At 69.5% G+C, this 26,060-nt stretch carries 22 protein-coding genes; 9 read left to right on the top strand and 13 right to left on the bottom strand.

The annotated features are described in order from the left end of the window. Positions 1-139 precede the first annotated feature (139 nt). Positions 140-1,423, bottom strand: a complete 1,284-nt coding sequence (locus ABZY11_RS19730) for an NYN domain-containing protein (RefSeq protein ID WP_356480355.1) — start codon at positions 1,421-1,423, stop codon at positions 140-142. Positions 1,424-1,647: 224 nt separating this feature from the next. On the opposite strand from ABZY11_RS19730, the gene ABZY11_RS19725 reads away from it, so the two are divergent. After that, complete coding sequence (locus tag ABZY11_RS19725; RefSeq protein WP_356480354.1) at positions 1,648-1,827, top strand: hypothetical protein; 180 nt, start codon at positions 1,648-1,650, stop codon at positions 1,825-1,827. A gap of 97 nt (positions 1,828-1,924) precedes the next feature. On the opposite strand, the gene dnaE is transcribed toward ABZY11_RS19725, so the two are convergent. After that, complete coding sequence (dnaE, locus tag ABZY11_RS19720) at positions 1,925-5,464, bottom strand: DNA polymerase III subunit alpha (RefSeq protein ID WP_356480353.1); 3,540 nt, start codon at positions 5,462-5,464, stop codon at positions 1,925-1,927. 180 nt (positions 5,465-5,644) lie between these two features. Here dnaE and ABZY11_RS19715 point away from each other — a divergent pair, with 180 nt between their 5' ends. The 5 genes from ABZY11_RS19715 (at position 5,645) to ABZY11_RS19695 (ending at position 11,647) form a co-directional block, all read left to right on the top strand. Further along, positions 5,645-6,970: a DUF2252 domain-containing protein gene (locus ABZY11_RS19715; RefSeq protein ID WP_356480352.1), complete on the top strand. Its 1,326-nt coding sequence runs from the start codon at positions 5,645-5,647 to the stop codon at positions 6,968-6,970. A 50-nt stretch (positions 6,971-7,020) separates the two neighbouring features. Next, positions 7,021-7,740, top strand: coding sequence for a hypothetical protein (locus ABZY11_RS19710; RefSeq protein ID WP_356480351.1), 720 nt, complete (start codon positions 7,021-7,023; stop codon positions 7,738-7,740). 48 nt (positions 7,741-7,788) lie between these two features. Then, positions 7,789-8,604 (top strand): DsbA family protein, encoded by an 816-nt coding sequence (locus ABZY11_RS19705; RefSeq protein WP_356480350.1) that lies wholly within the window; start codon positions 7,789-7,791, stop codon positions 8,602-8,604. A gap of 97 nt (positions 8,605-8,701) precedes the next feature. After that, on the top strand, positions 8,702-10,363 hold the full coding sequence (locus tag ABZY11_RS19700) for an alkaline phosphatase D family protein (protein WP_356480349.1): 1,662 nt from the start codon (positions 8,702-8,704) through the stop codon (positions 10,361-10,363). A gap of 315 nt (positions 10,364-10,678) precedes the next feature. Then, positions 10,679-11,647, top strand: coding sequence for a zinc metalloprotease (locus ABZY11_RS19695; RefSeq protein ID WP_356480348.1), 969 nt, complete (start codon positions 10,679-10,681; stop codon positions 11,645-11,647). Positions 11,648-11,698: 51 nt separating this feature from the next. On the opposite strand, the gene ABZY11_RS19690 is transcribed toward ABZY11_RS19695, so the two are convergent. Next, on the bottom strand, positions 11,699-12,277 hold the full coding sequence (locus ABZY11_RS19690) for a dienelactone hydrolase family protein (protein ID WP_356480347.1): 579 nt from the start codon (positions 12,275-12,277) through the stop codon (positions 11,699-11,701). Positions 12,278-12,314: 37 nt separating this feature from the next. Between ABZY11_RS19690 and ABZY11_RS19685 the strand changes: the two genes are divergently transcribed. Further along, positions 12,315-13,439 (top strand): mechanosensitive ion channel domain-containing protein, encoded by a 1,125-nt coding sequence (locus ABZY11_RS19685; RefSeq protein ID WP_356480374.1) that lies wholly within the window; start codon positions 12,315-12,317, stop codon positions 13,437-13,439. Positions 13,440-13,451: 12 nt separating this feature from the next. On the opposite strand, the gene ABZY11_RS19680 is transcribed toward ABZY11_RS19685, so the two are convergent. After that, the gene (locus tag ABZY11_RS19680; RefSeq protein WP_356480346.1) at positions 13,452-15,038 is read right to left on the bottom strand and encodes a Na+/H+ antiporter; all 1,587 of its coding nucleotides are present in this window, start codon (positions 15,036-15,038) and stop codon (positions 13,452-13,454) included. A 424-nt stretch (positions 15,039-15,462) separates the two neighbouring features. Between ABZY11_RS19680 and ABZY11_RS19675 the strand changes: the two genes are divergently transcribed. Next, complete coding sequence (locus tag ABZY11_RS19675; RefSeq protein WP_356480345.1) at positions 15,463-15,708, top strand: hypothetical protein; 246 nt, start codon at positions 15,463-15,465, stop codon at positions 15,706-15,708. A 21-nt stretch (positions 15,709-15,729) separates the two neighbouring features. On the opposite strand, the gene ABZY11_RS19670 is transcribed toward ABZY11_RS19675, so the two are convergent. The 4 genes from ABZY11_RS19670 to ABZY11_RS19655 are packed head-to-tail and all read right to left on the bottom strand — an operon-like array spanning position 15,730 to position 18,569. Then, complete coding sequence (locus tag ABZY11_RS19670) at positions 15,730-16,212, bottom strand: GNAT family N-acetyltransferase (protein ID WP_356480344.1); 483 nt, start codon at positions 16,210-16,212, stop codon at positions 15,730-15,732. Further along, complete coding sequence (locus tag ABZY11_RS19665; protein WP_356480343.1) at positions 16,209-17,150, bottom strand: RluA family pseudouridine synthase; 942 nt, start codon at positions 17,148-17,150, stop codon at positions 16,209-16,211. The genes ABZY11_RS19670 and ABZY11_RS19665 overlap by 4 nt, the downstream gene beginning before the upstream one ends. Before the next feature lie 23 nt (positions 17,151-17,173). After that, complete coding sequence (gene lspA / locus ABZY11_RS19660) at positions 17,174-17,764, bottom strand: signal peptidase II (RefSeq protein ID WP_356480342.1); 591 nt, start codon at positions 17,762-17,764, stop codon at positions 17,174-17,176. Positions 17,765-17,822: 58 nt separating this feature from the next. Then, on the bottom strand, positions 17,823-18,569 hold the full coding sequence (locus ABZY11_RS19655) for a TraR/DksA C4-type zinc finger protein (protein ID WP_356480373.1): 747 nt from the start codon (positions 18,567-18,569) through the stop codon (positions 17,823-17,825). A 629-nt stretch (positions 18,570-19,198) separates the two neighbouring features. On the opposite strand from ABZY11_RS19655, the gene ileS reads away from it, so the two are divergent. Beyond that, positions 19,199-22,366, top strand: a complete 3,168-nt coding sequence (gene ileS / locus ABZY11_RS19650; protein ID WP_356480341.1) for an isoleucine--tRNA ligase — start codon at positions 19,199-19,201, stop codon at positions 22,364-22,366. 336 nt (positions 22,367-22,702) lie between these two features. On the opposite strand, the gene ABZY11_RS19645 is transcribed toward ileS, so the two are convergent. The 5 genes from ABZY11_RS19645 to ABZY11_RS19625 form a co-directional block, all read right to left on the bottom strand. Beyond that, positions 22,703-23,833: a DivIVA domain-containing protein gene (locus ABZY11_RS19645; RefSeq protein ID WP_356480340.1), complete on the bottom strand. Its 1,131-nt coding sequence runs from the start codon at positions 23,831-23,833 to the stop codon at positions 22,703-22,705. A gap of 49 nt (positions 23,834-23,882) precedes the next feature. Then, a complete protein-coding gene (locus tag ABZY11_RS19640; RefSeq protein WP_356480339.1) occupies positions 23,883-24,167 on the bottom strand; it encodes a YggT family protein in 285 nt (94 codons plus the stop codon). 70 nt (positions 24,168-24,237) lie between these two features. Beyond that, positions 24,238-24,855, bottom strand: a complete 618-nt coding sequence (sepF, locus tag ABZY11_RS19635) for a cell division protein SepF (protein WP_114244064.1) — start codon at positions 24,853-24,855, stop codon at positions 24,238-24,240. Positions 24,856-24,981: 126 nt separating this feature from the next. Continuing rightward, a complete protein-coding gene (locus tag ABZY11_RS19630) occupies positions 24,982-25,701 on the bottom strand; it encodes a YggS family pyridoxal phosphate-dependent enzyme (protein ID WP_356480338.1) in 720 nt (239 codons plus the stop codon). A gap of 6 nt (positions 25,702-25,707) precedes the next feature. After that, the coding region (locus ABZY11_RS19625; RefSeq protein WP_356480337.1) for a polyphenol oxidase family protein at positions 25,708-26,060 on the bottom strand (353 nt) is incomplete at its 5' end.

The following is a 26,060-nucleotide window of genomic DNA, read 5'->3' as shown; positions in this document are numbered from 1 at the left end:
CTGCGCCTGTGCTGTGCCCGTACTCACGAGGTACGAGGGTACGGGGTCGGAGGCCCCGGATCGCGTCCGGGGCCACGGCGGCCGGGCGCCGACGCGGTGATCGGCGGCCGGTTCGTCCGCCCGCGGCTCCGCTGCGCGGTCAGCCGACGGACGGGGTCGTCCGATCCGCGGCGGGGGTCTGCTCGGCCGCGGCCCGTACATCGATCTCCCGCCAGAATCCCGCCCGGATCGCGTAGCGGTCGTGCTCGTCGATCTGGTCGTCCTTGTGGGCGAGCAGGCCGAACCGTGCCGCGTAGCGCAGCAGTTCGCCGTCGATGCGGTGCGGGATGCGCGGATACATGGTCGACAGCTTCTGCAGGTGGACGGTCTCCGGCAGTCGCTCCATCCAGCGACGGGCGAATACCTGGCCCACCTCGAAGGGGTCACCGCCGACGGTGGTGATGTCCTCCTCGCGGTCCGCCCAGCGCTGCTCGGCGCTGGTGAGCTGGGCCAGCGTCGGCAGCGAGGCGGTCTCGGCGGGCTCGCCCAGCGGTCCGCCGCGCTCCGCCCAGCTCTTGTCGGAGGACCAGCGCAGGGTCGCGCCGGCGGGCGACGGCTGCGGGAGGTGCCGGTCGGGCTGGGCGCCGGGGCCGCGCAGGCTGCCCGCCAGGTCCTTGGGGGTGGGGACGGCCTTGCCGCCGGGTACGGGCCGGTCGGTGGCGGCGCTCTCCTCGGGCGGTGCCACGGCGCCGTTGGCGGCGGCTGCCGCCTGGGCCTCCGAGGCCCGCTCGGCGGAGGCGGCGAGGGCGGCCTCGGGCAGCGGCGCCGAGAGAATCGCGGCGATCTCCGGGCGGGGCACGGGCTGCGGGGCGCAGACGCCGCCGGTCTCCTTGGGCCGTACGGCCTGGGTGATCCAGGCCCGGTCGAGCACCCTTCGTTCATCGGCCTCGGCCACCAGGTCCTCGGACTGGTTGTAGTCGCCGTCGGCGGCCTGGACGGCCCACAGATGGACGGCGACTCCGTGCTCCTTGGCGGACATCAGACCGGGCAGCAGATCGCCGTCGCCGGTCACCAGCACCACGTCGGAGCAGGCCCGGTTCCTGGCCAGTTCGGTGAGCTCGGCGTGCATCGCGGCGTCGACGCCCTTCTGTGCCCAGCGCCCGTCGCTCCGGGTCAGGGCGCCGAGGCGGACGGTCACCCGGGGCATCACACGCAGCCTGCGGTGCTCGGGCTGCGGCACGCGGTCGGGGGCTCCGTCGAACCAGTAGATCCGCAGCAGCGGCTGCTGCGTATCGGCCTCGGCCCGCTCGCGCAGGCCCCGGATGAGGGCCGCGTGGTCGACCGTGATGCGGGAACGGGCGGGCTCTCCGGCCAGCAGGCTCGCGGCTGCGCCCAGCAAGTAGCCGGCGTCCACCAGGACGACGCAACGGTCCACGCGATCCACCCTCTTCCAGAAGTTCGGGTGCGGTCTTTGCCAAGGGTTTCCTTCGAGTCTGCCCGACCGCGCAGGGGTTGACGTCCGGAACTCGATCATCGGCGTGGCGGATCCGGAAAACGACGCACCATGCACCCCCACTACGCACGGTAATGATCCAACATGCATGGTTTACCCCGCTATGTGAATCTGAACGCGGTCCTGGCCCCGAGAGTCCCCACAGGAGGAACACCATGGCCAAGAACAAGAACCGCAAGCAGGGCAGCCGGCAGAACCGCGCGTCCGGTCCGGAGCGCGGCGCGGAAGAGACCAAGACGACCGCGTACGAGTCTCAGATACAGCCTCAGTCGCAGGCCCAGGGCAGCCCTGCTGATGTTGCCCGTAAGCACCAGCGGCGCTTCGGCCACAACTGACCGGAGATGTCTCCGGTCCGGTCGCGGGCCGGGTAGCCGAGAGGGGCGCTCCCGCTTTCGCGGGGCGCCCCTCTCGTACGTCTGCGGGAGAGCCGGATCAGCCGGCCAGGCAGGACGGGCCGAGCAGCACCTTCAGGTCGCCGAAGAGCGCCGGGTCGGGCTTGACCCGGTGCCGGTCGAGCCGGAGCACCGTGGTCTTGCGGGGACCCTGGAGCTTGATCCGCACCTCGGTGTCGCCGCGGTGGCTGCTGAGGACCTCGCCGAGGCGGCTGACCATCGGCGGGGTGATCTTGACGGTGGGGATGGTCAGCACCACGGGGGCGTTGGTGCCGGCCGAGGAGATGTCGGGGACCTGCATCTCCATGGCGACCAGCCGCGGCACGTCCTCCCGCTTGTCGAGGCGGCCCTTGACGAAGACGACGGTGTCCTCGACGAGCTGGGTGGAGACCAGCTGGTAGGTGGCCGGGAAGAACATGCACTCGATGGAACCGGCCAGGTCCTCGACGGTGGCGATGGCCCAGGCGTTGCCCTGCTTGGTCATCTTGCGCTGGAGGCCGGAGATGATGCCGCCGACGGTGACGATGGCGCCGTCGGCGTGCTCGCCGCCGGTCAGCTGGGAGATCGAGGAGTCGGCCTTGTCGGACAGCACGTGTTCCAGACCGAAGAGCGGGTGGTCGGAGACGTACAGGCCGAGCATCTCGCGCTCCTGGGCCAGCAGGTAGGACTTCTCCCACTCGATGTCGGAGAACTCCACATCGAGCCCGAAGCCCGGCTCGTCGCTCTCCTCCTCGCCCATGCCGCCGAAGAGGTCGAACTGCCCCTCGGCCTCCTTGCGCTTGACCTGCACCACGTTGTCGATCATCGGTTCGTGGTGGGCCACCAGGCCCTTGCGGGTGTGGCCCATCTCGTCGAAGGCGCCGGCCTTGATCAGCGATTCGACGGTGCGCTTGTTGCAGACGACCGCTTCGACCTTGTCCAGGAAGTCGGGGAAGGAGCTGTACTTCCCCTTCGCCTTGCGGCACCGGATGATCGAGTCGACGACGTTCTGGCCGACGTTGCGCACGGCGGTGAGGCCGAAGAGGATCACGTCGTCGCCCTGGGCGGCGAAGTTCGACAGGGACTCGTTCACATTGGGCGGCAGCACCTTGATGCCCATGCGACGGCACTCGTTGAGGTAGACGGCCGACTTGTCCTTGTCGTCCTTGACCGAGGTCAGCAGCGCCGCCATGTACTCGGCGGGGTAGTTCGCCTTGAGGTACGCGGTCCAGTAGGTGACCAGGCCGTACGCGGAGGAGTGCGCCTTGTTGAACGCGTATCCGGCGAACGGGACCAGCACGTCCCACAGGGCCTTGATCGCGGCGTCGGAGAAGCCCTTCTCCTTGGCCCCCGCTTCGAAGAGGACGAAGTTCTTCGCCAGCTCCTCGGGCTTCTTCTTGCCCATCACACGGCGCAGGATGTCGGCCTCGCCGAGCGAGTAGCCGGCGACGATCTGGGCGGCCTTCTGCACCTGCTCCTGGTACACGATCAGGCCGTAGGTGAGGCCGAGGACCTCCTTGAGGGGCTCCTCCAGCTCCGGGTGGATCGGAGTGATCTCCTGGCGGCCGTTCTTGCGCTCGGCGTAGTTCGTGTGCGAGTTCATGCCCATCGGGCCCGGCCGGTACAGGGCCGAGACGGCGGAAATGTCCTCGAAGTTGTCGGGCTGCATCTGGCGCAGCAGGGAGCGCATCGGACCGCCGTCGAACTGGAACACGCCGAGCGTGTCACCGCGGCAGAGCATCTCGTACGTCTTGGCGTCGTCCAGCGGGAGGCCGAGCAGGTCCAGCTTGACGCCCTTGTTGGACTCCACCATCTTCACGGCGTCGTCCATGATGGTGAGGTTGCGCAGGCCCAGGAAGTCCATCTTCAGCAGGCCGAGCGACTCGCACTGCGGGTAGTCCCACTGCGTGATGGTGACGCCGTCGGTGTGCCGCACCCAGATCGGGGCGTGGTCGACGATCGGCTCGCTGGACATGATGACGCCGGCGGCGTGCACGCCCATCTGCCGGACCAGGCCCTCGACGCCCTTCGCGGTGTCGATGACCTTCTTGACGTCCGGCTCGTTCTCGTACATCCCCCGGATCTCGCCCGCCTCGCTGTAGCGCGGGTGCTTGGGGTCGGTGATGCCGTTGAGGTCGATGCCCTTGCCGAGGACGTCGGCGGGCATGGCCTTGGTGAGCCGGTCGCCCATCGCGTAGGGGTAGCCGAGGACCCGGGCGGAGTCCTTGATGGCGTTCTTCGCCTTGATCTTTCCGTACGTGCCGATCATGGCGACCTTGTCGGCGCCGTACTTCTCCGTCACGTACCTGATCACTTCGACGCGCCGGCGCTCGTCGAAGTCGATGTCGACATCGGGCATGGAGACGCGCTCGGGGTTGAGGAACCGCTCGAAGATAAGTCCGTGCTCGATCGGGTCGAGGTCGGTGATGCCCATCGCGTACGCCACGATCGAACCGGCGGCGGAACCTCGGCCGGGGCCGACCGCGATGCCGTTGTTCTTCGCCCACATGATGAAGTCGGCGACGACCAGGAAGTACCCCGGGAACCCCATCTGGATGATGATGTCCATCTCGTACTCGACCTGCTTCTGCCGGTCCTCGGGGACACCGCCCGGGAAGCGCCGGTTCATCCCGACGCGGACCTCTTCCTGGAACCAGGTGATCTCCGTGTAGCCGTCCGGGATGTCGAACTTCGGCATCAGGTCGCGCTTCTCGAACATGCCGGTGGTGTCGATCTGCTGCGCGACCAGCAGGGTGTTGGCGCAGCCCTCCTGCCAGGCGTCGGAGGAGTCGACGGCGTACATCTCGTCGGTCGTCTTGAGGTAGTAGCCGGTGCCGTCGAAGCGGAAGCGGTCCGGGTCGGAGAGGTTCTTCCCGGTCTGGATGCAGAGCAGGGCGTCGTGCGCGGTGGCCTCGTGCGCGTAGGTGTAGTGCGAGTCGTTGGTCACCAGCGGCGGGATGTTCAGCTTCTTGCCGATTTCGAGGAGCCCGTCACGGACCCGGCGCTCGATCTCGATGCCGTGGTCCATCAGCTCCAGGAAGTACTTGCCCTCGCCGAAGATGTCCTTGTAGTCGGAGGCGGCCTGGACCGCCTCGTCGAACTGGCCGAGCCGCAGCCGGGTCTGCACCTCGCCCGAGGGGCAGCCGGTGGACGCGATCAGGCCCTCGGACCACTGGGCGATGGTCTCCTTGTCCATGCGCGGCCACTTCTGCAGCCAGCCCTCCGCGTACGCGTCCGAGGACAGCCTGAAGAGGTTGTGCAGGCCCGTCGCGTTCGACGCCCAGATCGTCTTGTGGGTGTAACCACCCGAACCCGACACGTCGTCGCGCTTCTGGTGCGGCTGACCCCACTGGATCTTCCGCTTGTGCTTGCGCGACTCCGGGGCGACGTATGCCTCGATGCCGATGATCGGCGTGACGCCCGCCTTCTGCGCCGAGTGGAAGAAGTCGTACGCCCCGTGCAGGTTGCCGTGGTCCGTCATCGCGATGTGCGACATGCCCATCTCATTACAGGCAGCGAACATGTCCTTGAGCCGCGCGGCACCGTCCAGCAGCGAGTACTGGGTGTGGACGTGAAGGTGCGTGAAGGGCGGCTTGGTCACGGCGCTGTGCCTCCGGGAAACGGACGATGACGGTTTTGGGGGACAGCGTGGAAGTCTACGTCTCCGAGGTGCCGGGCGACGGGCACTCCCCGGTACGGTCGCGCGTTGAAGGGCTGGGACGCCCGTCCCATTTGTCATGCACGTCTGTCATGCACGTCAGGTACCAGGAGGCACCCAGAGATGTCGGAAGCGCAGACCGGCGCAGCGCAGCGCGGGGAGCAGATTCTTGAGGTCTTCGACACCGCGTTCGGGGAGCTGCTGGCCGCCGATCCGGCTGCCTTCCGGGTCAAGTTCCGCAAGATGGCGGGATCTGCGTTCGCCTTCTACCGGGGCACGGCGTGCCTGTTCTACAACGACCTGGAGCGGGAGCGGCACGGCGGCCCGTACCTGGACGAGCGGACCGGCCGGGTGTGGATCCACGGCGATCTGCACGCCGAGAATTTCGGCACGTACATGGACGCCAACGGCCGGCTGGTCTTCAACGTGAACGACTTCGACGAGGCGTACGTCGGCCCGTTCACCTGGGACCTCAAGCGGTTCGCCGCCTCCGTCGCGCTGATCGGGTACGCGAAGGCGCTGAGCGACGACCAGATCACCGAGCTGGTCCGGGTCTACGCGGCGGCCTACCGCGAGCGGATCCACGCGCTGGCGACGGGCGCGAAGAACGACGAGGTGCCGCCCTTCACGCTGGACACGGCCGAGGGCCCGCTGCTGGACGCGCTGCGCGACGCCCGGTCGCTGACCCGGTTCTCGCTGCTGGACTCGATGACGGAGATCCGGGACTTCGAGCGCCGGTTCGCGCCGGGCGGCGGCTCGATCGATCTGGACGCGGCGACGCGCTACAAGGTGCTGGCCGCCTTCGACGGCTATCTGGAGACGCTGCCGGAGTCGAGCCTGACCCGCCCCGACTCCTACCGGGTGAAGGATGTCGTCGGCCGTCGCGGCATCGGCATCGGTTCGGCCGGGCTGCCCTCGTACAACATCCTTCTTGAGGGCAACAGCGACGCCCTGGAGAACGATGTGGTGATCTACCTCAAGCAGGCGCAGACACCCGCGGTCTCCCGGCACGTCACCGACGCGGCGGTGCGCGAGTACTTCCAGCACGAGGGCCACCGCACCGTGATCTCGCAGCGCGCCCTCCAGGCGCACGCCGACCCGTGGCTCGGCTGGACCGAGCTGGGCGGGGCGGGCCAGCTGGTCGCCGAGGTGTCTCCGTACGCGGTCGATCTGGACTGGTCCGACATCGACGAGCCGGAGGAGATCGCGGCGGTCGTCGCCGATCTCGGCCGGGCGACGGCGACGATGCACTCCGCGGCGGACGACGAGAGCGGCCACTCGCTGGTGCCGTTCTCCACCGAGCGGGCGATCGACGCGGCGATCGCGGCCGACGAGGAGGGCTTCGCCGGTCTGCTGGTGGACTTCGCCCACGGCTACGGCTCCCGGGCCCGCGCCGACCACCAGATCTTCGTGGATCTCTTCCGCAACGGCCGCATTCCGGGGCTGTAGGCCCGCCCTTCAGGGGTCACTTACAGGTAGGCATGCGACACTCCTCGGCGATGGACATATCCGGGACGCAGCTCAGAGTCGTTCGCGCGGCGCTTTTCACGGCGCTCGTCGTGACGCTCTCCGCTGCGTCCCATGTGCTGCTCTCCCGGGTCCCGCTGCCGCTGACCGCCGTCGCCGTGCTGGCCGGCGCGGTCTTCGCCGTGGCGTACGCGCTGGCCGGCCGGGAGCGCGGTTTCGGGGCGATCGCCGGGCTGCTGGTCCCGCTGGAGCTGGCCGCCGACACCGTCTTCACCACCGGTCAGCACCTCTGTTACGGCGCGGCCGGCGGCCCGATCGCGGGGCCGCTGCGTTCGGTCGGCGTCGATGTGCTGTGCGGCGGCGAGTTCGGCACCGGTGCGGCCGGGGCCGGTGACGTCGGCACCCCGCTCGCCTCGGTGACCGATGCCGGGCACACGACGGCCGCGCTGCTGGCCTCGCCCGGCCCCGCGGTGCCGTGGCTGCTGCTCGGCGCCCATGTGACGGTCGGCCTGCTCGCCGCGGCCTGGCTCCGGCGGGGCGAGTCCGCGCTGGCCGGCCTGCTGGAGGCGGTGGCCGTCCTGGCGTTCCGGCCGCTGCTGATCGCGGTCGCCGTGGTCGGTACGGCCGGCCGCCGGGTACGCCGCCGGGTGCGGCCCGCCGGACACGGCCCGCACCTGCTCGTACACGCCCGTCTGCTCGTTCACTCCGTGGGACGGAGGGGACCGCCGCGCTGGGCACGCGCCTTCGCCTGAGCACGCACCTCCCCGACGACGTACCACTCACACCATGGAGATACAGACATGAGCAAGCGCAACAGCCAGGCCAACAAGGCAGCGGCCCGCGAGCGGCTGCGCGCCGAGCGCGAGCGCCAGGCCAAGAAGGACAAGGCCCGCCGGCAGATCATCGTCGGCGTCTCGATCGTCGGCGTGCTGGCCGTCGTGGGTGCCGCCACCTGGGGTGTCATGCAGCTGAACAAGCCGTCCCACTGGGAGGCGGCCAAGGACGCGAAGAACGTGACCGCGCCCAAGAACACCTCGGGCGACAACGGCACCACCGTCGTCATCGGCAAGTCGACCGCCAAGAAGACCCTGGAGCTGTACGAGGACTCGCGCTGCCCGATCTGCGGAACGTTCGAGCAGGCCATCGGCGAGACGGTGCACAAGGACGTCGACGCCGGGAAGTACAAGATCAAGTACATCGGTGCCACGTTCATCGACGACATGGCCGGCGGCGAGGGCTCGAAGAACGCGCTGAGCGCGCTCGGCGCCGCGCTCGATGTCAGCCCGGAGGCCTTCCTCGACTACAAGGCCGCGCTCTACTCCGCGAAGTACCACCCGGAGGAGACGGTCGACAAGTTCAAGGACGACTCCTACCTGATCAAGATCGCCGACTCGGTGGACGCGCTCAAGGGCAACGCCGCCTTCCAGAAGAACGTCAAGGACGGCACGTTCGACAGCTGGGCGATGAAGATGTCCGAGGCGTTCGAAAAGAGCGGCGTGAGGGGCACCCCGACGCTGAAGATGGACGGCAAGGCGCTCACCGACGGGAAGAGCGAGAACGCTCCGATGACGGTGGACGACTTCAACACCGCGATCACGGCCGCGCTGAAGGGCTGACCGGCCGGTCACATTCCGGCAGCGGCTCCCCGACGGGCAGGCGAACTTCCTTTGTTCGCCTGCCCGTTCGCTTTACCCGCCAGTAGGATTTTTGTCCGTGACCAGTCGACAGCACTCCTCACCGCTTTCCGCCCCCAGCCGCCGCACGGTCGTCAGGGCCGCTGCCGCCACCGCCGTCGCGGCCCCTGTGCTGGGCTCCGCCGCCACCGCACGCGCCGCGGACGGCCCCGCCTTCCTGCACGGCGTCGCCTCCGGCGACCCCCTCCCCAACGGCATCCTGCTCTGGACGCGCGTCACCCCGACCCCCGACGCGGTGCCCGGTTCGGGCCTCGGCTCCGATACGGCGGTGCGCTGGGAGGTCGCCGAGGACAAGGACTTCGCCCGGGTCGTCGCGCAGGGCACCACCGTCGCGAAGGCCTCGTCCGACCACACGGTCAAGGCCGATGTGCGGGGCCTGGCCCCCGCCACCGCGTACTGGTTCCGCTTCTCGGTGGGCGACGCCGCCCGGACCGTCTCACCGGCCGGCCGCACCCGGACGGCCCCCGCAGCCGGGGCCGCCATGCCCGGTGTGCGGTTCGGGGTGGTGTCGTGCGCCAACTGGGAGGCCGGGTACTTCTCCCCGTACCGCCACCTCGCCGCGCGCGCCGACCTCGACGCGGTCCTGCATCTCGGCGACTACATCTACGAGTACGCGTCGGGCAGTTACCCGGACGCGAAGTACGTCGTACGGCCGCACGAGCCGAAACACGAGATCCTCACCCTCGCCGACTACCGCACCCGGCACGGCACGTACAAGACGGACACCGACCTCCAGACCCTGCACGCCACGCACCCGTTGATCGCGATCTGGGACGACCACGAGTTCGCCAACGACGCCTGGTCGGGCGGGGCCGAGAACCACACGCCGGGCACGGAGGGCTCCTGGGCCGACCGGGTGGCGGGCGCCAAGCAGGCGTACTTCGAGTGGATGCCGGTCCGCACCTCCACCGAGGGCACCGTCTACCGGCGGCTGCGCTTCGGCGACCTGGCCGATCTCCACCTCCTCGATCTGCGCAGCTTCCGCTCCCAACAGGCGTCGATCGGCAGTGGCTCGGTCGACGACCCGGAACGCACCATCACCGGCCGGGCACAGCTGGACTGGCTGAAGTCGGGGCTGGCCGGCTCGGACGCCACCTGGCAGCTGGTCGGCACCTCGGTGATGATCTCGCCGGTCGCGTTCGGCTCCGTACCCGCCCATCTGCTGGAACCGCTGGCCGAGTTGCTGGGGCTGCCCAAGGAAGGGCTGGCCGTCAACGTCGACCAGTGGGACGGCTACACGGACGACCGCAAGGAGCTGATCTCGCATCTGCGGGACCGGTCGATCACCAACACCGTCTTCCTGACCGGCGACATCCACATGGCCTGGGCCAATGACGTACCGGCGAAGGCGGCCACGTATCCGCTCTCCGGATCGGCCGCCACCGAGTTCGTGGTGACGTCGGTGACCTCGGACAACATCGACGACATCCTGCATGTGGCGCCGCAGACGGTCTCGCTGGTCGCGGCCGCCGCGGTCAAGGCCGCCAACCGCCATGTGAAGTGGGTGGACATGGACTCGCACGGCTACGGCGTCCTCGATGTGACCGCCGAGCGCTCACAGATGGACTACTACGCGGTCTCCGACCGGACGAAGCGGGACGCGACCGCCGCCTGGACGCGTTCGTACCGGACGCTCAGCGGGACGCAGAAGGTCGAGCGGGTGGACCGCCCAGTGCACTGAGGGATCATTTTCAGCCACTCCCGCATATGTTGACGGTGCATTACATCGCTACGGCGGGTGGCGTGTCCCAGGGCCCGAATGGGGACACACCACCCGCCGGGGCAACGCCTACGGTTACGTCGCCATCTCAAACTCTGAAACACCAAGAAAGATTTCTTCCGGTTTCTACCCTTTGGCGAATGCCTGATTGGGCTTGATCATTCCTCCTCGAAGGCTGACATGCGCACGTAATCTCCCGGCGGCGGGTGAGGAAATGCCTCTCCCACACATCCGCAAGGAGTCCCTGTGCGCGCTCTTGCCCGTATATCGCCGCGTATGCGTAACCGTGCGATCGGCACCGCCGTCCTGGCCGGAACCCTGGCCTTGGCACCGCTCTCCGCTCCTTCCGGCTCCACCGCTGCGGCCGCCTCCAAGGTCTCCGCGTCATCCGCCCAGAAGTGCGCGGACGACGCGGGCACCAGTGCCACGGCCCGCGAGGCCCGCCCCTCGGGCGCCGCCCACACCGACGACCCCAATGAGCTCACCGCGACCCAGGCCAAGGCCATGGACGCGCAGTTGAAGCAGAGACTCGCGGACCGCCGGCTCAGCGGCTCCTCGCTCGCCGCGGGCGCCACGATCCCGGTGTACTTCCACGTCGTGCACTCCGGGACGACCGGCAAGCTCAGCGCGTCCGCGATCAGCAGCCAGATGAGCGTCCTGAACGCCGCCTACGGCGGACAGGGCTCGGGCAACACGGACTCCGGCTTCCAGTTCACGCTGGCCGGCACGGACTACACGGACAACAGCTCCTGGTACAACGGCGTCTCCCCGGGCTCCGCCGCCGAGAAGGCCATGAAGTCCTCGCTGCGCAAGGGCGGCGCGAACGCCCTCAACATCTACACCGCCGACCTCGGCGGCGGCCTGCTGGGCTGGGCCACCTTCCCCAGCTCGTACAAGTCCAACCCCTCGGACGACGGCGTGGTCATGCTCGACGCCTCGCTGCCCGGCGGCTCCGCGGCCAACTACAACGAGGGCGACACCGCCACCCACGAGGTCGGCCACTGGATGGGGCTCTACCACACGTTCCAGGGCGGCTGTAACGGCAACGGTGACTACGTCGCCGACACCCCGGCCGAGAAGAGCCCCGCGTACGAGTGCCCGGCCGGGCGTGACACCTGCACCAACAAGACCGGGGTCGACCCGATCCACAACTTCATGGACTACACGTACGACGCGTGCATGACCCAGTTCACCGCTGGCCAGGTGCAGCGGATGAGCGACAGCTGGATCGCCTACCGGGGCTGATCCGTCCCGTCCGTACGAAGGGCCCCGCGCGGTGCGGGGCCCTTCGCGCGGTCACAGCGTGGCGAGGAAGCCGAGCGCGACCTTCCAGGCCAGCTCGGCCGACGCCTGGTCGAAGTCGGGCAGTTCGGCGTCGGTGAAGAGATGGCCCGCGCCCGGGTAGCGGTAGACCTCGACATCGGCGCCGGTCCGCTGCATCCGCAGATACCAGGAGTTCAGCCAGTCGTGCGTCTCGAACGGGTCCGGGTCGGCGACGTGCAGCTGTACGGGCAGCTCGTCCACGGACGCGTTCTCGGCGATGTCCGAGGTGCCGTGGAACATCAGCAGGCCGCGGGCCTTCTCGTCACCGAGCGCCAGGGTCTGCGCGGTGGCGGCGCCGAACGAGAAGCCCGCGTACACCAGGCCCCGGTCCGAGTAGGGCGCGGCGGCCAGCACGGCCCGCTTGAGCAGTTCGTCCTTGCCCACCTCTTCCTTGAAGGCCAGGCCCTCCTCGACGGTTTCGAACGTGCGCCCCTCGAAGAGATCGGGCACCTGCACCTCGTGCCCGGCGGCGCGCAGCCGGCCGGCCGCGGCATGCACCGCGGGGCGCAGACCGTACGTCGAGTGGAAAAGCATGATGTTCATGGGTCCCATGGTGCCAGCTACGGTCGGGGACATGGAGAACGACGGGATGGAGAACATACTGCGCCCGCTGATCGTCGTCGGCGGCTCGGTCGTGATCACGCTGCTGGTCGGCGCGCTGGTGGATCTGCTGCTCAGACGGGCCGACGGCCGGCACCGCGACACCCCGCTGTGGGGGCTGCTGCGACGCTGCCGGGTTCCGCTCCAGCTGACGCTGTGCGCGGCGCTGCTGCGGGGCTCGTACACCCACGCCCGGCTGGAGATGATCAAGGACCATCGGACCGGGATCGGCCAGGTCCTGACCCTGGTGCTGATCGGGGCCTCGGCCTGGCTGGTGGTGCGGATCGCGACGGCCGTAGTCGATTCGCTCTACGCGAGGTACGCCGCGAACACCCCCGATCCGGCGCGAGTGCGACGGGTCCGTACCCAGGTGACGCTGATCCAGCGGGTGCTCACCGCGATCGTGGCGACGGTCGCCGCCGGCGCGATGCTCCTGACGTTCCCGGCGATGCGGACGTTCGGCACCTCGATGCTGGCCTCGGCCGGTGTGCTCGGCATCGTCGCGGGTGTGGCCGCCCAGTCGACGCTCGGCAATCTCTTCGCAGGGCTGCAGATCGCGTTCGGCGACATGGTGCGCATCGGTGACACGGTGGTGGTGGACGGCGAGTGGGGCACGATCGAGGAGATCACGCTGACCTTCCTCGCGGTACGGACCTGGGACGAGCGGCGGATCACGATGCCGGTCTCGTACTTCACCAGCAAGCCGTTCGAGAACTGGTCGCGCGGCGGCGCGCAGATGACCGGTTCGGTCTTCTTCCATCTCGACCATTCCGCCCCGGTCGCCGAGATGCGCGAGCAGCTGCGGGACATCCTGGGCGAGTGCGCCGCCTGGGACGGCCGTGACTGGTCCCTCGCCGTCACCGACACCACACCGTCGACGATCCTGGTCCGCGCGGTGGTCACGGCGAAGGACTCGGGCGACATCTGGACGGTGCGCTGTGCCGTACGGGAGCAGCTCATCGGCTGGCTGCGCGACCACCATCCGTACGCGCTGCCGAGGATCGCGACGGCGCCCGCGGTGCTCGCGCCGGACGACGGGTGGCCGCATCCGTCCCGCCCGGTGAACGAGAAGCCGTCGGACCGGGACCGGTCCCCCCGCACGGGACGCGGCTGACGGGGCCCGGCCTCACCGCAGGCTGCGGACGTCCAGCTGTCGCAGCACCCGGTCGACGATCTCCGGGTCCGTCCCCGCCTCGTTGCGGGCCGACAGCACCGCGTGGCGGGCGGCCGACATCATCTCGCGCTGGACGCGGCTGACCGCCCTGAAGCGCTCGGCCCGCTTCGCGTACGCCTCGCGGCGCTCGTCGTCGACCATGTCGGGGCTGATCCGCGCCCCCACGTCGTACGCCAGCCGCTGCAGCCGCTCGGTGACCTCGTCCGGGAACTCCTCGACCTCCTGGATCTCCTTGAGGCGCTGCTTCGCGGCCTTCGCGGCGCGGATCGCGAGGTCCTTCTCCAGCGCCTCCTCGGCGTCCGTGTCCGCCTTGACCCGGAGCTTGCGGACCAGCCAGGGCAGGGTGAGTCCCTGGATGACGAGCGTGGCCATGATCACCGCGAAGGCGATGAAGACGATCTCGTCGCGGCCCGGGAACGGTTTCCCGTCGTCCGTCTTCAGCGGGATCGCGAGTGCCAGCGCGACCGAGGCCACTCCGCGCATCCCGGCCCACCACATGACGACGGTCTCCCGCCAGCTGGTCGGGATCTCCTCGCTGACGTCGCGCCGGGTGTGCAGCCGCTTGGCGAGCCAAGTGGCTGGCAGCAGATACAGCAGCCGTACGCCGACGACGACCACGACCACGACAAGTCCCCAGCCCAGCATCTGGAGTTCGCGGCCGTCCGCGGTGCCGAACGCGTTGTGCAGTTCGAGGCCGATCAGCCCGAAGGCGACCCCGGTGACGAGAGTGTCGACGATCTCCCAGAAGGTACGGCCGGTGAGCCGGCCGAGGACGTCATCGGCATCGGCGGTGTGCTCGGCGAGGAAGAGGGCGGTGGTCAGGACGGCGAGGACGCCCGAGCCCTTCAGCTCCTCCGCGAGCACATAGCTCACGAACGGCACCAGCAGGGTGAGTCCGACCTGGAGCGTGGCGTCGCCGAGCAGACCCATGAGCTTGATGGTGAGCCAGCCGAGCACCAGCCCCACCACCACGGCCACCACCGCGGAGAGGAACAGCAGCCCGAAGGCCTCCGGCAGCGAGAAGCTCCCGCTCACCGCGGCGGCGATCGCCACGTGGTAGAGGACGATCGCGGTCACGTCGTTGAACAGCCCCTCGCCCTCCAGGATGGAGACGAGCCTGCGCGGCAGCCCGACCGAACCGGCGACGGCCGTCGCCGCGACCGGGTCGGGCGGGGCAACGAGCGCGCCGAGCGCCACGGCAGCGGCGATGGGCAGCCCGGGGACGATCGCATTGGCGACCGCGGCGACGGCGGCCGTCGTGACGAAGACAAGCGCCACGGCCAGCAGAAAGATCGGTCGTTTATTGGCGGCGAACTGCCGCCAGGAGGTTCGCTGCACGGAGGCGTAGAGCAGCGGCGGCAGCAGCGCCGGAAGGATGATCTCGGGCGGGATGTCCACATTCGGTACGAAGCTGAGGAACGCCATACCGACCCCGGCGAGCGTCATCAGCACCGGCGCCGGCAGCCCGAGACGCTCCCCCAGCGGCACCGTGACCACAGCCCCGAGCAACAGCAGGAGGAGCAGTGCCATTTGGTCCACGAGGTGCCTTCCGGAGCGCGGGGCGCCGATCTCCACGATCGGCGGATCTGGGGTCAAAGCCTGCCACGCAAGGCCCGCAATCCAGACAACACCCCCTCATTCCCGCCACCCTGACCGGCATTCCTCCGATGTCTATCCGGTCGCCCCCTTCCGCTGCTCCCTCGGGGCGGGCAGTATGCGGCGTGCGCGATTCAAGGACCAGAGCTGTCACCACATACATGACTGGCAGGAGAGACCACGTAACCGCGTTCTCCCGAAGGCATTTCGTCTTCACAGCCGCTGCCGGAACATCCGCCCATGGCCCCCATCCACGGCTCCAACCACCCCGACCTCGACTCGGTGACGGGCGCCTTCCGCCGCTTCGAGCACAACCTCCCGGCCTCCGTCCCGGCCGCCCACCGCGACGGCGAGAGCTACGCGCTGGGTGCGGGTGCACAGCGAGGCGGGCGCACCGCTGACCCTGGACCACTCGGTCAAGGGCCGGATCGAGGTACGGGACGCGCACGGGCGCCCGCTCCACCGGCGGGAGACCGGGCCGGGCCGGATCACCCTCGCCCTGCCGCACGGCTCCACAGCGGTGGTCACCCCGCAGGGTTCGGGCCGCCCGCTCACGGCCCCGCGCGATGTGCCGTCGAACGGCACGTGGACCCGCTGGGGCCCGCCCGGCTGAGCCGCCGGGCCGGCGGGGCTCTCAGCCCCGCAGCGCGCGGCGCATCGCCTGGTGGGGGATGCCCGCGTCCGGGAACTCGGGGCCGTACGCCACATAGCCGAGGCGCTCGTAGAAGCCCAGCGCATGGGTCTGGGCGTGCAGCTCGACGGCGTCCAGACCGAGCTCGCGGGCCGCGTCCTCGATGGCCCGGACCAGCGCCGCGCCGACACCGAGGCCGCGTGCCTCCTTGGTCACCGCGAGCCTGCCGAGCGAACCGACGGCCGGGTCGCCGCCGGTCCTGGCCGCGGCGACCGGGCCGTGCAGCAGCCGCCCGGTGCCCAGCGCCGAGCCGTCCGCCGCGACGGCGATGACATGCAGGGCGACCGCGTCGTACTCGTCGTACTCGATCTCCTCGGGCACGTCCTGCTCGCCGACGAAGACGTCCTTGCGGACCAGGAAGCAGGCCGCGAGGTCCTGCTCGCCGACGACGGTACGCGTGGTGTACGGGGCGGGCGTGCCGGTCATTCGCTCTCCGCCGCGATCCTGTCCAGGGCCTGCTGGAGGTCGTCCGGGTAGCTGCTGGTGAACTCCACCCAGCTGCCGTCGGACGGGTGCTCGAAGCCGAGCCGGACGGCGTGCAGCCACTGCCGGGTCAGGCCGAGACGCTTGGCCATCGTCGGATCGGCGCCGTAGGTGAGGTCACCGACACAGGGGTGGCGGTGGGCGGACATGTGCACCCGGATCTGGTGCGTACGGCCGGTCTCCAGCTTGATGTCCAGGAGGCTGGCGGAGCGGTATGCCTCGATGAGGTCGTAGTGCGTCACGGAGGGCTTGCCCTCGGCCGTGACGGCCCACTTGTAGTCGTGGTTGGGGTGGCGCCCGATGGGGGCGTCGATGGTGCCGCTCATCGGGTCCGGGTGGCCCTGCACCAGCGCGTTGTACTTCTTCTCCACGACCCGGTCGCGGAACTGCGCCTTCAGCAGGGTGTAGGCCCGCTCGGACTTGGCGACGACCATCAGGCCGGAGGTGCCGACGTCGAGACGGTGGACGATGCCCTGGCGCTCAGCGGCACCGGACGTCGAGATCCGGTACCCGGCGGCGGCGAGACCCCCGATGACGGTGGTGCCGGTCCAGCCGGGGCTCGGGTGGGCGGCGACCCCGACCGGCTTCACGATCACGACGATGTCGTCGTCGTCGTGCACGATCTCCATGCCCTCGACGGGCTCGGCGACGATCTGCACCGGAGCGGGAGCCTGCGGCATCTCCACTTCCAGCCAGGCACCGCCCCGGACCCGCTCGGACTTCCCGACGACCGAGCCGTCCACCTGCACCTTCCCGGCGGCTGCCAGGTCAGCGGCCTTGGTGCGGGAGAAACCGAACATCCGGGAAATGGCGGCGTCGACACGCTCGCCCTCCAGACCGTCGGGTACGGGCAGGGTGCGGACTTCGGGATACGTACTCACCTGTCGAGTATGCCTTGCAGGACCTAGTCCTTGTGCACCGTGCCGTCGGGGTCCAGGCCCTTGAAGGAGAGGAACACGATCAGGATGCCGCCGCAGACGATCGCGGAGTCGGCGAGGTTGAAAACGGCGAAGTGCGCGGGGGCGATGAAGTCCACCACCGCACCCTGGAAGGTGCCGGGGGCGCGGAAGATGCGGTCGGTGAGGTTGCCGAGCGCACCGCCGAGCAGCAGACCGAGCGCGATGGCCCACGGCAGGCTGTAGAGCTTGCGCGCGAGCCGGGCGATCACGACGATGACGGTCGCCGCGATGAACGTGAAGATGATGGTGAACGCCTCACCGATCCCGAACGCGGCACCGGGGTTGCGGATCGCGCTGAGCTGCAGCCAGTCGCCGATGATCTTGATCGGCTCGTGGTGCTCCAGCTTCGCGACCACGATCATCTTGCTGATCAGGTCGAGGAGATAGGCCAGCACGGCCACGGCGAAGAGCACCATGATCTTCCGCTCGCCCCTGCTCGGGGCGGTCTCCTCGACCCGGTCCTCGGCCCCGTCCCCTTCGGTCCCCTCAGCATCGGGGATGTCCGGCGTACCGATGATGCGCTCCGCCTCTGCCACGTGAATCCCTCAACCTAGGTTCCTGACTGAGGACGAGGGTACGACACGCCGCCGGGGATCAGCCGCGTCGCTCCTGCTTCTGTTTGTCCTCGACGCAGAGCGTGGCGCGCGGGAATGCCTGCATCCTTGCCTTGCCGATCGGATTGCCGCAGATCTCGCACAGTCCGTACGTCCCGGCGTCGAGCCGGGCCAGGGCCCGCTCGGTCTGGTCCAGCATCTCCTGGGCGTTGGCGGCGAGCGACATCTCGTGCTCGCGGGTGATGTTCTTGGTGCCGGTGTCCGCCTCGTCGTCACCCGCACCGTCACCGGAGTCGCGCATCAGTCCGGCGAGCGCGGCACTCGCGGCCTCCAGCTCACTGCGCAGCCGCATGGTCTCGCTGCTCAGCACGGCCCGCGCCTCGGCGACCTCCTCCGGGGTCCAGGGGTCCTCGCCCGGCCGGACCGCCAGTTCGCCGGGGGCTGTCGCGGCGACCCCACGGGCCGGGAGCACGGGCGTCGTGCCCGTGCCGGCCGTGCGGGTCCGGGCCGCGCTCTTCTTGGCTACCACCGTGTGGGCTCCCGTCTTCCCGGCGGCCTCGGCCGCCCCCTTGGCCGCGTCGGCCTTCTTCGAAGCCTTCTTGGCCGCGCTCTTCCTCGCAGGCGCCTTGTTGAGCGGCGCCTCGTGCCCGGCATCCGCGTGCTCGCCGGGCGCCGCCTTCATCTCGGCCGCCGTCTTCCTGGCCGCGGCTTTCTTGGCCGCGGTCTTCTTCACAACGGTCTTCTTCACCGCGGTGCTCGTCGCACCGGCCTCCGGGACGGTTTCCATGCCCGCGTCGCCACCCGTCTCTCCGGTCGCCGCGCCCGTGGATCCGGCCGGCACCGTCTTCTTTGCGGCGGTCTTCTTCGCCACCATGGCCGCGGCCCCTTCACATATTGTGATCTTGCACGCGAATCGTGCTGGGACGATAAATCGACCCCAGCGCCGCGGCAACGGGGCACGCCGCCGAATCGCTCCTCCCCGGGTCCGGATTCCGACCTGCTTGCATCCGTTGTGCCCAGCTCACCGCCGGGTAATCCGGCTCCCGGCCCCCCGCCCGGACTCCGTACGCCGCCGTCTGCCCATTCGGGTCACGCCCCGCCCCCCGCGTTGAACCGGTCGGCCGTCCCCCGTACGGGCCCGTACACTGGGCTCAGCGAGAGGCGTGGATGGGACGAGTAGCGTCGTACGCAGCCAGGAGCGACCCGGGGACGGTGGAAGCCCGGGGGCGAGCGCGTCGTGAAGATCACCCGGAGCCGTCGGAAGAACGCCGCAAGGCAAGTAGAACCGGCATCGCGACCCCAATGAGGGGGCCACGGGCAACACGCCCGGGGCCAAGGAGGGTGGTACCGCGGGAGTCGATGAGGCCCTCGTCCCTCTGACGGAAGTGGAAAACGTCCGCCGGAGGAAGTCCGCCCATGACATCGCCGCAGTACCGCCAGGTACCCGCCCAGGTCGACCTGCCCGCGCTGGAGCACGCCGTGCTCGATTTCTGGCGCGACAGCAAGGTCTTCGCCAAGAGCCTCGAACAGTCCGAGGGCCGCCCCGAGTGGGTCTTCTACGAGGGCCCGCCCACCGCCAACGGCATGCCGGGCGCCCACCACATCGAGGCCCGCGTCTTCAAGGACGTCTTCCCCCGCTTCCGCACCATGCAGGGCTACCACGTCGGCCGCAAGGCCGGCTGGGACTGCCACGGACTGCCGGTCGAGCTCGCGGTCGAGAAGGAGCTGGGCTTCAACGGCAAGAAGGACATCGAGGCGTACGGCATCGCCGAGTTCAACGCCAGGTGCCGCGAGTCCGTGACCCGCCACACCGACGCGTTCACCGAGCTCACGACCCGCATGGGCTACTGGGTCGACCTCGACGACGCCTACCGCACGATGGACCCCGAGTACGTCGAGTCGGTGTGGTGGTCGCTGAAGGAGATCTTCAACAAGGGCCTCCTGGTCCAGGACCATCGCGTCGCCCCCTGGTGCCCCCGCTGCGGCACCGGTCTCTCCGACCACGAGCTGGCACAGGGGTACGAGACGGTCGTCGACCCCTCGGTCTTCGTCCGCTTCCCGCTGACGAGCGGCCCGCTGGCCGGCGAGGCCTCGCTCCTCGTCTGGACGACCACCCCCTGGACCCTGGTCTCCAACACCGCCGTCGCCGCGCACCCCGACGTCACCTATGTCGTCGCGACCAACGGCGAGGAGAAACTCGTCGTCGCGCAGCCGCTCGTCGAGAAGGCGCTGGGCGAGGGCTGGGAGACCACCGGCGAGACCTTCACCGGCCGCGAGATGGAGCGCTGGACGTACGAGCGCCCCTTCACGCTGGTGGACTTCCCCGCCGAGGCGCACTACGTGGTCAACGCCGAGTACGTGACGACCGAGGACGGTACGGGTCTGGTCCACCAGTCCCCCGCCTTCGGCGCCGACGACCTCGTCGTCTGCCGCTCCTACGGCCTGCCGGTCGTGAACCCGGTCCGCCCCGACGGCACCTTCGAGGAGGACCTGCCGCTGGTCGGCGGCGTCTTCTTCAAGAAGGCCGACGAGACGCTCACCGAGGACCTGGCCGCCCGCGGCAAGCTCTTCCGGCACGTCCCGTACGAGCACAGCTACCCGCACTGCTGGCGCTGCCACACCGCGCTGCTCTACTACGCGCAGCCGTCCTGGTACATCCGTACGACCGCCATCAAGGACCGGCTGCTCCAGGAGAACGAGAAGACCAACTGGTTCCCGGACTCCGTCAAGAACGGCCGCTTCGGCGACTGGCTGAACAACAACGTCGACTGGGCGCTGTCCCGCAACCGCTACTGGGGCACCCCGCTGCCGGTCTGGCGCTGCGAGGACGGCCACCTCACCTGTGTGGGCTCCCGCGCCGAGCTCGGCGAGCTCACCGGCACCGACCTCTCGGGCCTCGACCCGCACCGCCCGTTCATCGACGAGATCACGTTCACCTGCTCGCACGAGAACTGCCAGCTGGAGGCGTACCGCGTCCCCGAGGTCATCGACGCCTGGTACGACTCGGGGTCGATGCCGTTCGCGCAGTGGGGCTACCCGTACAAGAACAAGGAACTCTTCGAGAGCCGCTACCCGGCGCAGTTCATCTCGGAGGCCATCGACCAGACCCGCGGCTGGTTCTACACGCTGATGGCGGTCGGCACCCTGGTCTTCGACAAGTCGTCCTACGAGAACGTGGTCTGCCTGGGCCACATCCTCGCCGAGGACGGCCGCAAGATGTCCAAGCACCTCGGCAACATCCTCCAGCCGATCCCTCTCATGGACCAGCACGGCGCGGACGCGGTGCGCTGGTTCATGGCGGCGGGCGGTTCCCCGTGGGCGGCGCGCCGCGTCGGCCACAACACCATCCAGGAGGTCGTCCGCAAGACCCTCCTGACGTACTGGAACACGGTCGCCTTCCAGGCCCTGTACGCCCGTACGTCGGACTGGGCGCCGTCCGCGGCCGACCCGGCCCCGGCGGACCGCACGGTCCTGGACCGCTGGCTGCTGAGCGAACTGAACGCGCTGGTGGACCAGGTCACGCAGGCCCTGGAGGGTTACGACACCCAGCGCGCCGGCAAGCTGCTGTCCGCCTTCGTCGACGACCTGTCCAACTGGTACGTACGCCGCTCGCGCCGCCGCTTCTGGCAGGGCGACAAGGCGGCGCTGCGCACCCTGCACGAGGTCATCGAGACAGTGACCCGGCTGATGGCCCCGCTCACCCCGTTCATCACCGAGCGTGTCTGGCAGGACCTGGTCGTACCGGTCACGCCGGACGCCCCCGAGTCGGTCCACCTCTCCAGCTGGCCGAAGGCGAACCTGGCCGCGATCGACCCCGCCCTCTCCACCCAGATGGCGCTGGTCCGCCGTCTGGTCGAGCTGGGCCGGGCCACTCGCGCCGAGTCCGGCGTGAAGACCCGTCAGCCGCTGTCCCGGGCCCTGGTCGCGGCGGCCGGCTTCGAGGCGCTCTCCCCCGAACTGCACGCCCAGATCACGGAGGAGCTGAACGTCTCCTCGCTGGCCTCCCTCGCTGATTCCTCCGCTGGTGCAGCAGGCGGCGGCTCACTGGTCGACACGACCGCGAAGGCGAACTTCCGGGCGCTCGGCAAGCGGTTCGGCAAGGGCGTCCAGGCGGTGGCCAAGGCGGTCGCGAACGCCGACGCGGCGGCCCTCTCGCTGGCCCTGCGCGAGGGCACGGCCTCGGTCGAGGTGGACGGCGAGCCGGTCACCCTCTCCCCCGACGAGGTGATCATCACCGAGACCCCGCGCGAGGGCTGGTCGGTCGCGTCCGACTCGGGCGCGACGGTCGCCCTGGACCTGGAGATCACCCCGGAGCTGCGGCGCGCGGGCCTCGCCCGTGACGCGATCCGCCTCATCCAGGAGGCCCGCAAGAACAGCGGCCTGGACGTCGCGGACCGCATCGCCGTCCGCTGGACGTCCGACTCCCCCGCCACGACGGAGGCCCTGACCGAGCACGCGGCGCTGATCGCGGACGAGGTCCTGGCACTGGACTACGCCCAGGGCGACGCGGACACGGCATACGGCGAGCCCTTCGAGGACGAGGGCCTGTCCCTGACGTTCAGCCTCCGCAAGACGGAGCAGTAACCCCGCGGCAGGAAGAGGGGCCCGGCCGGACAACAGTCCGCCCGGGCCCTTCCTTCTGCCCTCTTCAGCCCCCGGCGTCGCTCCCCAGCCGTGCGGCCCTCCCTCTTGAGCCCCGGCGTCACTCCTGAGCCCTCCGGCGATTGAGGAGCGGGGACCGGGGCAGAGCCCCAGGTCCGGGAAGGGGCGGGGAGGGGAACAGCCCCGCGCAGCGGCCCCGCACCCCCGGCACCCCGGCACCCCGGCACCTGCCCACGGCAAAAGGGCCGGGCCCCGGGGAAACCCCGGGGCCCGGCCCTCAGCCTGCCGACGGCTACGCGCTCACCACGCGCACCCGGCTCAGTTGTCGTCCTCGTCGATCAGGAACCCGCGCATCGGCGAAGGAGCCTGCTGCATCGGCTGCGGCGCCTGCGGCCGCACCGGCGCCATCGGCTGGGTCATCGCCGGCGACATCTGCTGCTGGCCGCCGTACGAGGGCCCACCACCCATGGACGGGCTGCCGCCCATCTGCTGGTTGCCGTGGTTGCCGCCCATGGTGTGGCCCATGGCGCCCGCACCGGCCGGAGCCAGCGAAGGCGACGGCGGCAGCGAAGCGGTCGCCGGGGTCCGCGGCGGGGCGAGCGAGTCGTCCGCCTGGGTCTCCAGCTGACGCAGCTGGCTCTCCAGGTAGGACTTCAGACGGGTCCGGTACTCGCGCTCGAAGCCACGCAGGTCCTCGACCTTGCGCTCCAGCGTCGCGCGGGCCGACTCCAGCGAGCCCATCGCCACGCGGTGCTTCTCCTGCGCGTCCCGCTCCAGGGCGTCCGCCTTGGCACGAGCGTCCCGCTCCAGGCCCTCGGCGCGGCTGCGTGCCTCGCCGACGATCTTGTTGGCCTCGGAACGGGCCTCCGCGATCGCCTGGTCGGCGGTCTGCTGCGCGAGCGAGAGGACACGGGCGGCGCTGTCACCACCGGGGCCCTGACCGGGCTGCTGCATCTGCGGCTGCTGCATCTGCTGCATCTGCTGCTGCGGGGCGTGACCGCCCATGGGACCGCCCATCGGGCCACCCATGGGACCGCCCTGCATCGGCCCGGGGCCGTGCGGGCCCTGCGGACCGGGGCCGTGCTGGCCCTGGGGACCAGGACCGTGACCGCTGGGACCGGCGGGCAGCTGCGGAGCACCACCGGGCAGCTGGGGGGGACCCATCTGCGGGGGCTGCTGCTGGACCGGCGGACCTGATATGGCGGCGGGCACAGGTGCCCCGGGCCGGTCCTGCGGCTCCGGCTTGCGCATGCCCTGCTGCTGGTTCTGCGCGGCGGCACGCGTGGCAGCGGCCAGCTTCGCACGCAGGTCCTCGTTCTCACGGAGCAGGCGGGTCAGCTCGGACTCGACCTCGTCGAGGAAGGCATCGACCTCGTCCTCGTCATAGCCTTCTCGGAGGCGGACGGTCGTGAACTGCTTGTTCCGCACGTCCTCAGGAGTCAGCGGCATCTCTTCTTCACCTCTACGTAGTCGTCGGCAGTCGGCAAGACCGTATCGCTCACAGCCTGATCACGATGCTGATCAGGCTGTAGACGATGATCATCAGAACGAAGAAGGACAGGTCGAGTGCCACGCCCCCGAGACGCAGCGGCGGGATGAACCGCCGCAGAAGCTTGAGCGGTGGATCGGTGAGTGTGTAGGTGGCCTCAAGTATGACCACCATCGGCTTGCCGGGCTGCCATGAACGCGCGAACTGGAAGACGTAGTCCATGACCAGCCGGAAGATCAGCACGATGAGGAAACACATCAGCGCGATATAGACAACCTGTAGTGCGACGCCCATTTCGCGCTTCCCTCTCCCCTGGCTCTCGTAGCTCCGGCCTCGCGGCCGGGTTGTTCCCGGTGTCGTGTTCTCAGCTCTGGTTGAAGAATCCGCCCTCAGCGATACGGGCCTTGTCCTCCGCCGTGACATCGACGTTAGCAGGCGACAACAGGAACACCTTCTGCGTCACGCGCTCAATGCTGCCATGGAGACCGAAGACGAGTCCTGCGGCAAAGTCGACAAGTCGCTTTGCGTCCGTATCGTCCATCTCTGTGAGATTCATGATCACCGGAGTGCCCTCACGGAAGTGTTCCCCGATGGTACGGGCCTCGTTGTAGGTCCTGGGGTGCAGCGTGGTGATGCGGTACGGCTCCCGCTCGGACACAACCTTGGGCATGATCACCGGTGCGTTCTTCTCCATGTTCGGGCGTTCAGGTGTGATGGATGCCACGGGGGCGATTCGGGCGGGTCGCTCTCTTTCCGCCGGGATCTGAACCGGCTCCCGCTGCGCGGGAGGCTGCACCACTCGTACCGGTTCGTCCCGCTCCCGGTCCCGCTCCACCTGATGCGCGGGCTGGTGCCGCCGCCGGTCGCGCTCGGGCTCCGGCTCGGGTTCGAATTCGTCGTCGGGGTCGAACCCCGGACCGTCGTACCCATCGTCCTCCACGAGGCCGAGGTAGACCGCCATCTTGCGCATCGCGCCGGCCATGCTCTGAGTCCTCCGCTCTGTGGTGGATCGGCATCTGTCACCAAGTGCCCCGCGATCCACTGAGGCCTGCCCGCCATAGGCGGGAATGACCATATTTTCTGCTGTGGTCCGACCTGCTTGGCGACGTTACCCGAGCCCGGGTCGGACTCCGAGTACCGCCGTACCGACGCGCACATGTGTCGCTCCGGCCGCGACCGCATCCTCGAGGTCCGCACTCATCCCTGCAGAGACCATGTTCGCAGCCGGATGGTTCCCGCGCAGGCGGGATGAGAATTCCATCAGCCGGTCGAAGGCGGCCCGTTGCCGTCCCGCGTACGGTCCGGCGAGTGGCGCGACGGTCATCAGACCGCCGAGCCGCAGCCCCGGCGCGGCCTCGACCGCGGCGGCCAACTCCTCGATCCCGTCCGGCGCGACGCCGCCCCGGTCGCCCCGCTCGCCGCTCTCCGCGTCGAGCGCCACCTGGATGAGACAGCCGAGTTCGCGCCCCTCGCGCACGGCGGCCGCCGAGAGGGCCGTGACCAGTCTGGCCCGGTCCACCGACTGCACGACATCGGCATAACTCGCCACAGAACGAACCTTATTCGTCTGCAATTGACCGACAAAGTGCCATGTGAGCGACAGATCCGCACATTCGGCTGCCTTGGGAGCCGCGTCCTGGTCACGATTCTCCGCGACATGACGCACACCCAGTTCATGCAGAATCCGCACATCGCTCGCGGGGTAGGTCTTGGTGACCACGATGAGGGTCACTTCTTCCCGCTCACGACCGGCGGCGACACAGGCGGAAACAATGCGTTCCTCCACCCGCGCCAGATTTTCGGCGAGTTGAGCCTTACGGTCCGTCATGCCCTATCAGTCCAACCAGACATATCCGGCGAGCCGCCCGGTGGTACGGTCGCGGCGGTACGAGAAGTGGTCACTCGATTCGAGGGTGCAGACCGACGAGGCCTGCCGATCCTCGACCCCGAGCGCTTCGAGCTGGGCATGGACTCCGGCGGTGACGTCCACGGCCGGGGTGCCCCAGCTGGTCTCGGACCAGGCGGCCGGCACGCTCCGCGCGACTTCGGCGCGCATGTCGGCCGGCACCTCGTAGCACCGGCCGCAGACCGCCGGTCCCGTGCGGGCGATGATCCGGGAGGTGTCGGCGCCGAGGCCGGCCATGGCCTCGACCACGGCGGGGACGACCCCGGCGACCAGGCCGGGAC

The organism is Streptomyces sp. NPDC006510 (assembly GCF_040611955.1).
In the GTDB taxonomy this organism is placed as follows: Bacteria; Actinomycetota; Actinomycetes; order Streptomycetales; family Streptomycetaceae; genus Streptomyces.
Note: the sequence above shows the minus strand (reverse complement) of the source record. Positions and strands in the feature narration are given on the sequence as shown.

Excerpts from the sequence above, each read along its gene's own strand:
- ABZY11_RS19725 (WP_356480354.1), top strand. The coding sequence starts at position 1,648 with ATGGCCAAGAACAAGAACCGCAAGCAGGGCAGCCGGCAGAACCGCGCG.
- ABZY11_RS19715 (WP_356480352.1), top strand. The coding sequence starts at position 5,645 with ATGTCGGAAGCGCAGACCGGCGCAGCGCAGCGCGGGGAGCAGATTCTT.
- ABZY11_RS19710 (WP_356480351.1), top strand. The coding sequence starts at position 7,021 with ATGGACATATCCGGGACGCAGCTCAGAGTCGTTCGCGCGGCGCTTTTC.
- ABZY11_RS19705 (WP_356480350.1), top strand. The coding sequence starts at position 7,789 with ATGAGCAAGCGCAACAGCCAGGCCAACAAGGCAGCGGCCCGCGAGCGG.
- ABZY11_RS19695 (WP_356480348.1), top strand. The coding sequence starts at position 10,679 with ATGCGTAACCGTGCGATCGGCACCGCCGTCCTGGCCGGAACCCTGGCC.
- ABZY11_RS19690 (WP_356480347.1), bottom strand. The coding sequence starts at position 12,277 with ATGGGACCCATGAACATCATGCTTTTCCACTCGACGTACGGTCTGCGC.
- ABZY11_RS19685 (WP_356480374.1), top strand. The coding sequence starts at position 12,315 with ATGGAGAACATACTGCGCCCGCTGATCGTCGTCGGCGGCTCGGTCGTG.
- ABZY11_RS19670 (WP_356480344.1), bottom strand. The coding sequence starts at position 16,212 with ATGACCGGCACGCCCGCCCCGTACACCACGCGTACCGTCGTCGGCGAG.
- ABZY11_RS19655 (WP_356480373.1), bottom strand. The coding sequence starts at position 18,569 with ATGGAAACCGTCCCGGAGGCCGGTGCGACGAGCACCGCGGTGAAGAAG.
- ileS (WP_356480341.1), top strand. The coding sequence starts at position 19,199 with ATGACATCGCCGCAGTACCGCCAGGTACCCGCCCAGGTCGACCTGCCC.
- ABZY11_RS19645 (WP_356480340.1), bottom strand. The coding sequence starts at position 23,833 with ATGCCGCTGACTCCTGAGGACGTGCGGAACAAGCAGTTCACGACCGTC.
- ABZY11_RS19640 (WP_356480339.1), bottom strand. The coding sequence starts at position 24,167 with ATGGGCGTCGCACTACAGGTTGTCTATATCGCGCTGATGTGTTTCCTC.
- sepF (WP_114244064.1), bottom strand. The coding sequence starts at position 24,855 with ATGGCCGGCGCGATGCGCAAGATGGCGGTCTACCTCGGCCTCGTGGAG.
- ABZY11_RS19630 (WP_356480338.1), bottom strand. The coding sequence starts at position 25,701 with ATGACGGACCGTAAGGCTCAACTCGCCGAAAATCTGGCGCGGGTGGAG.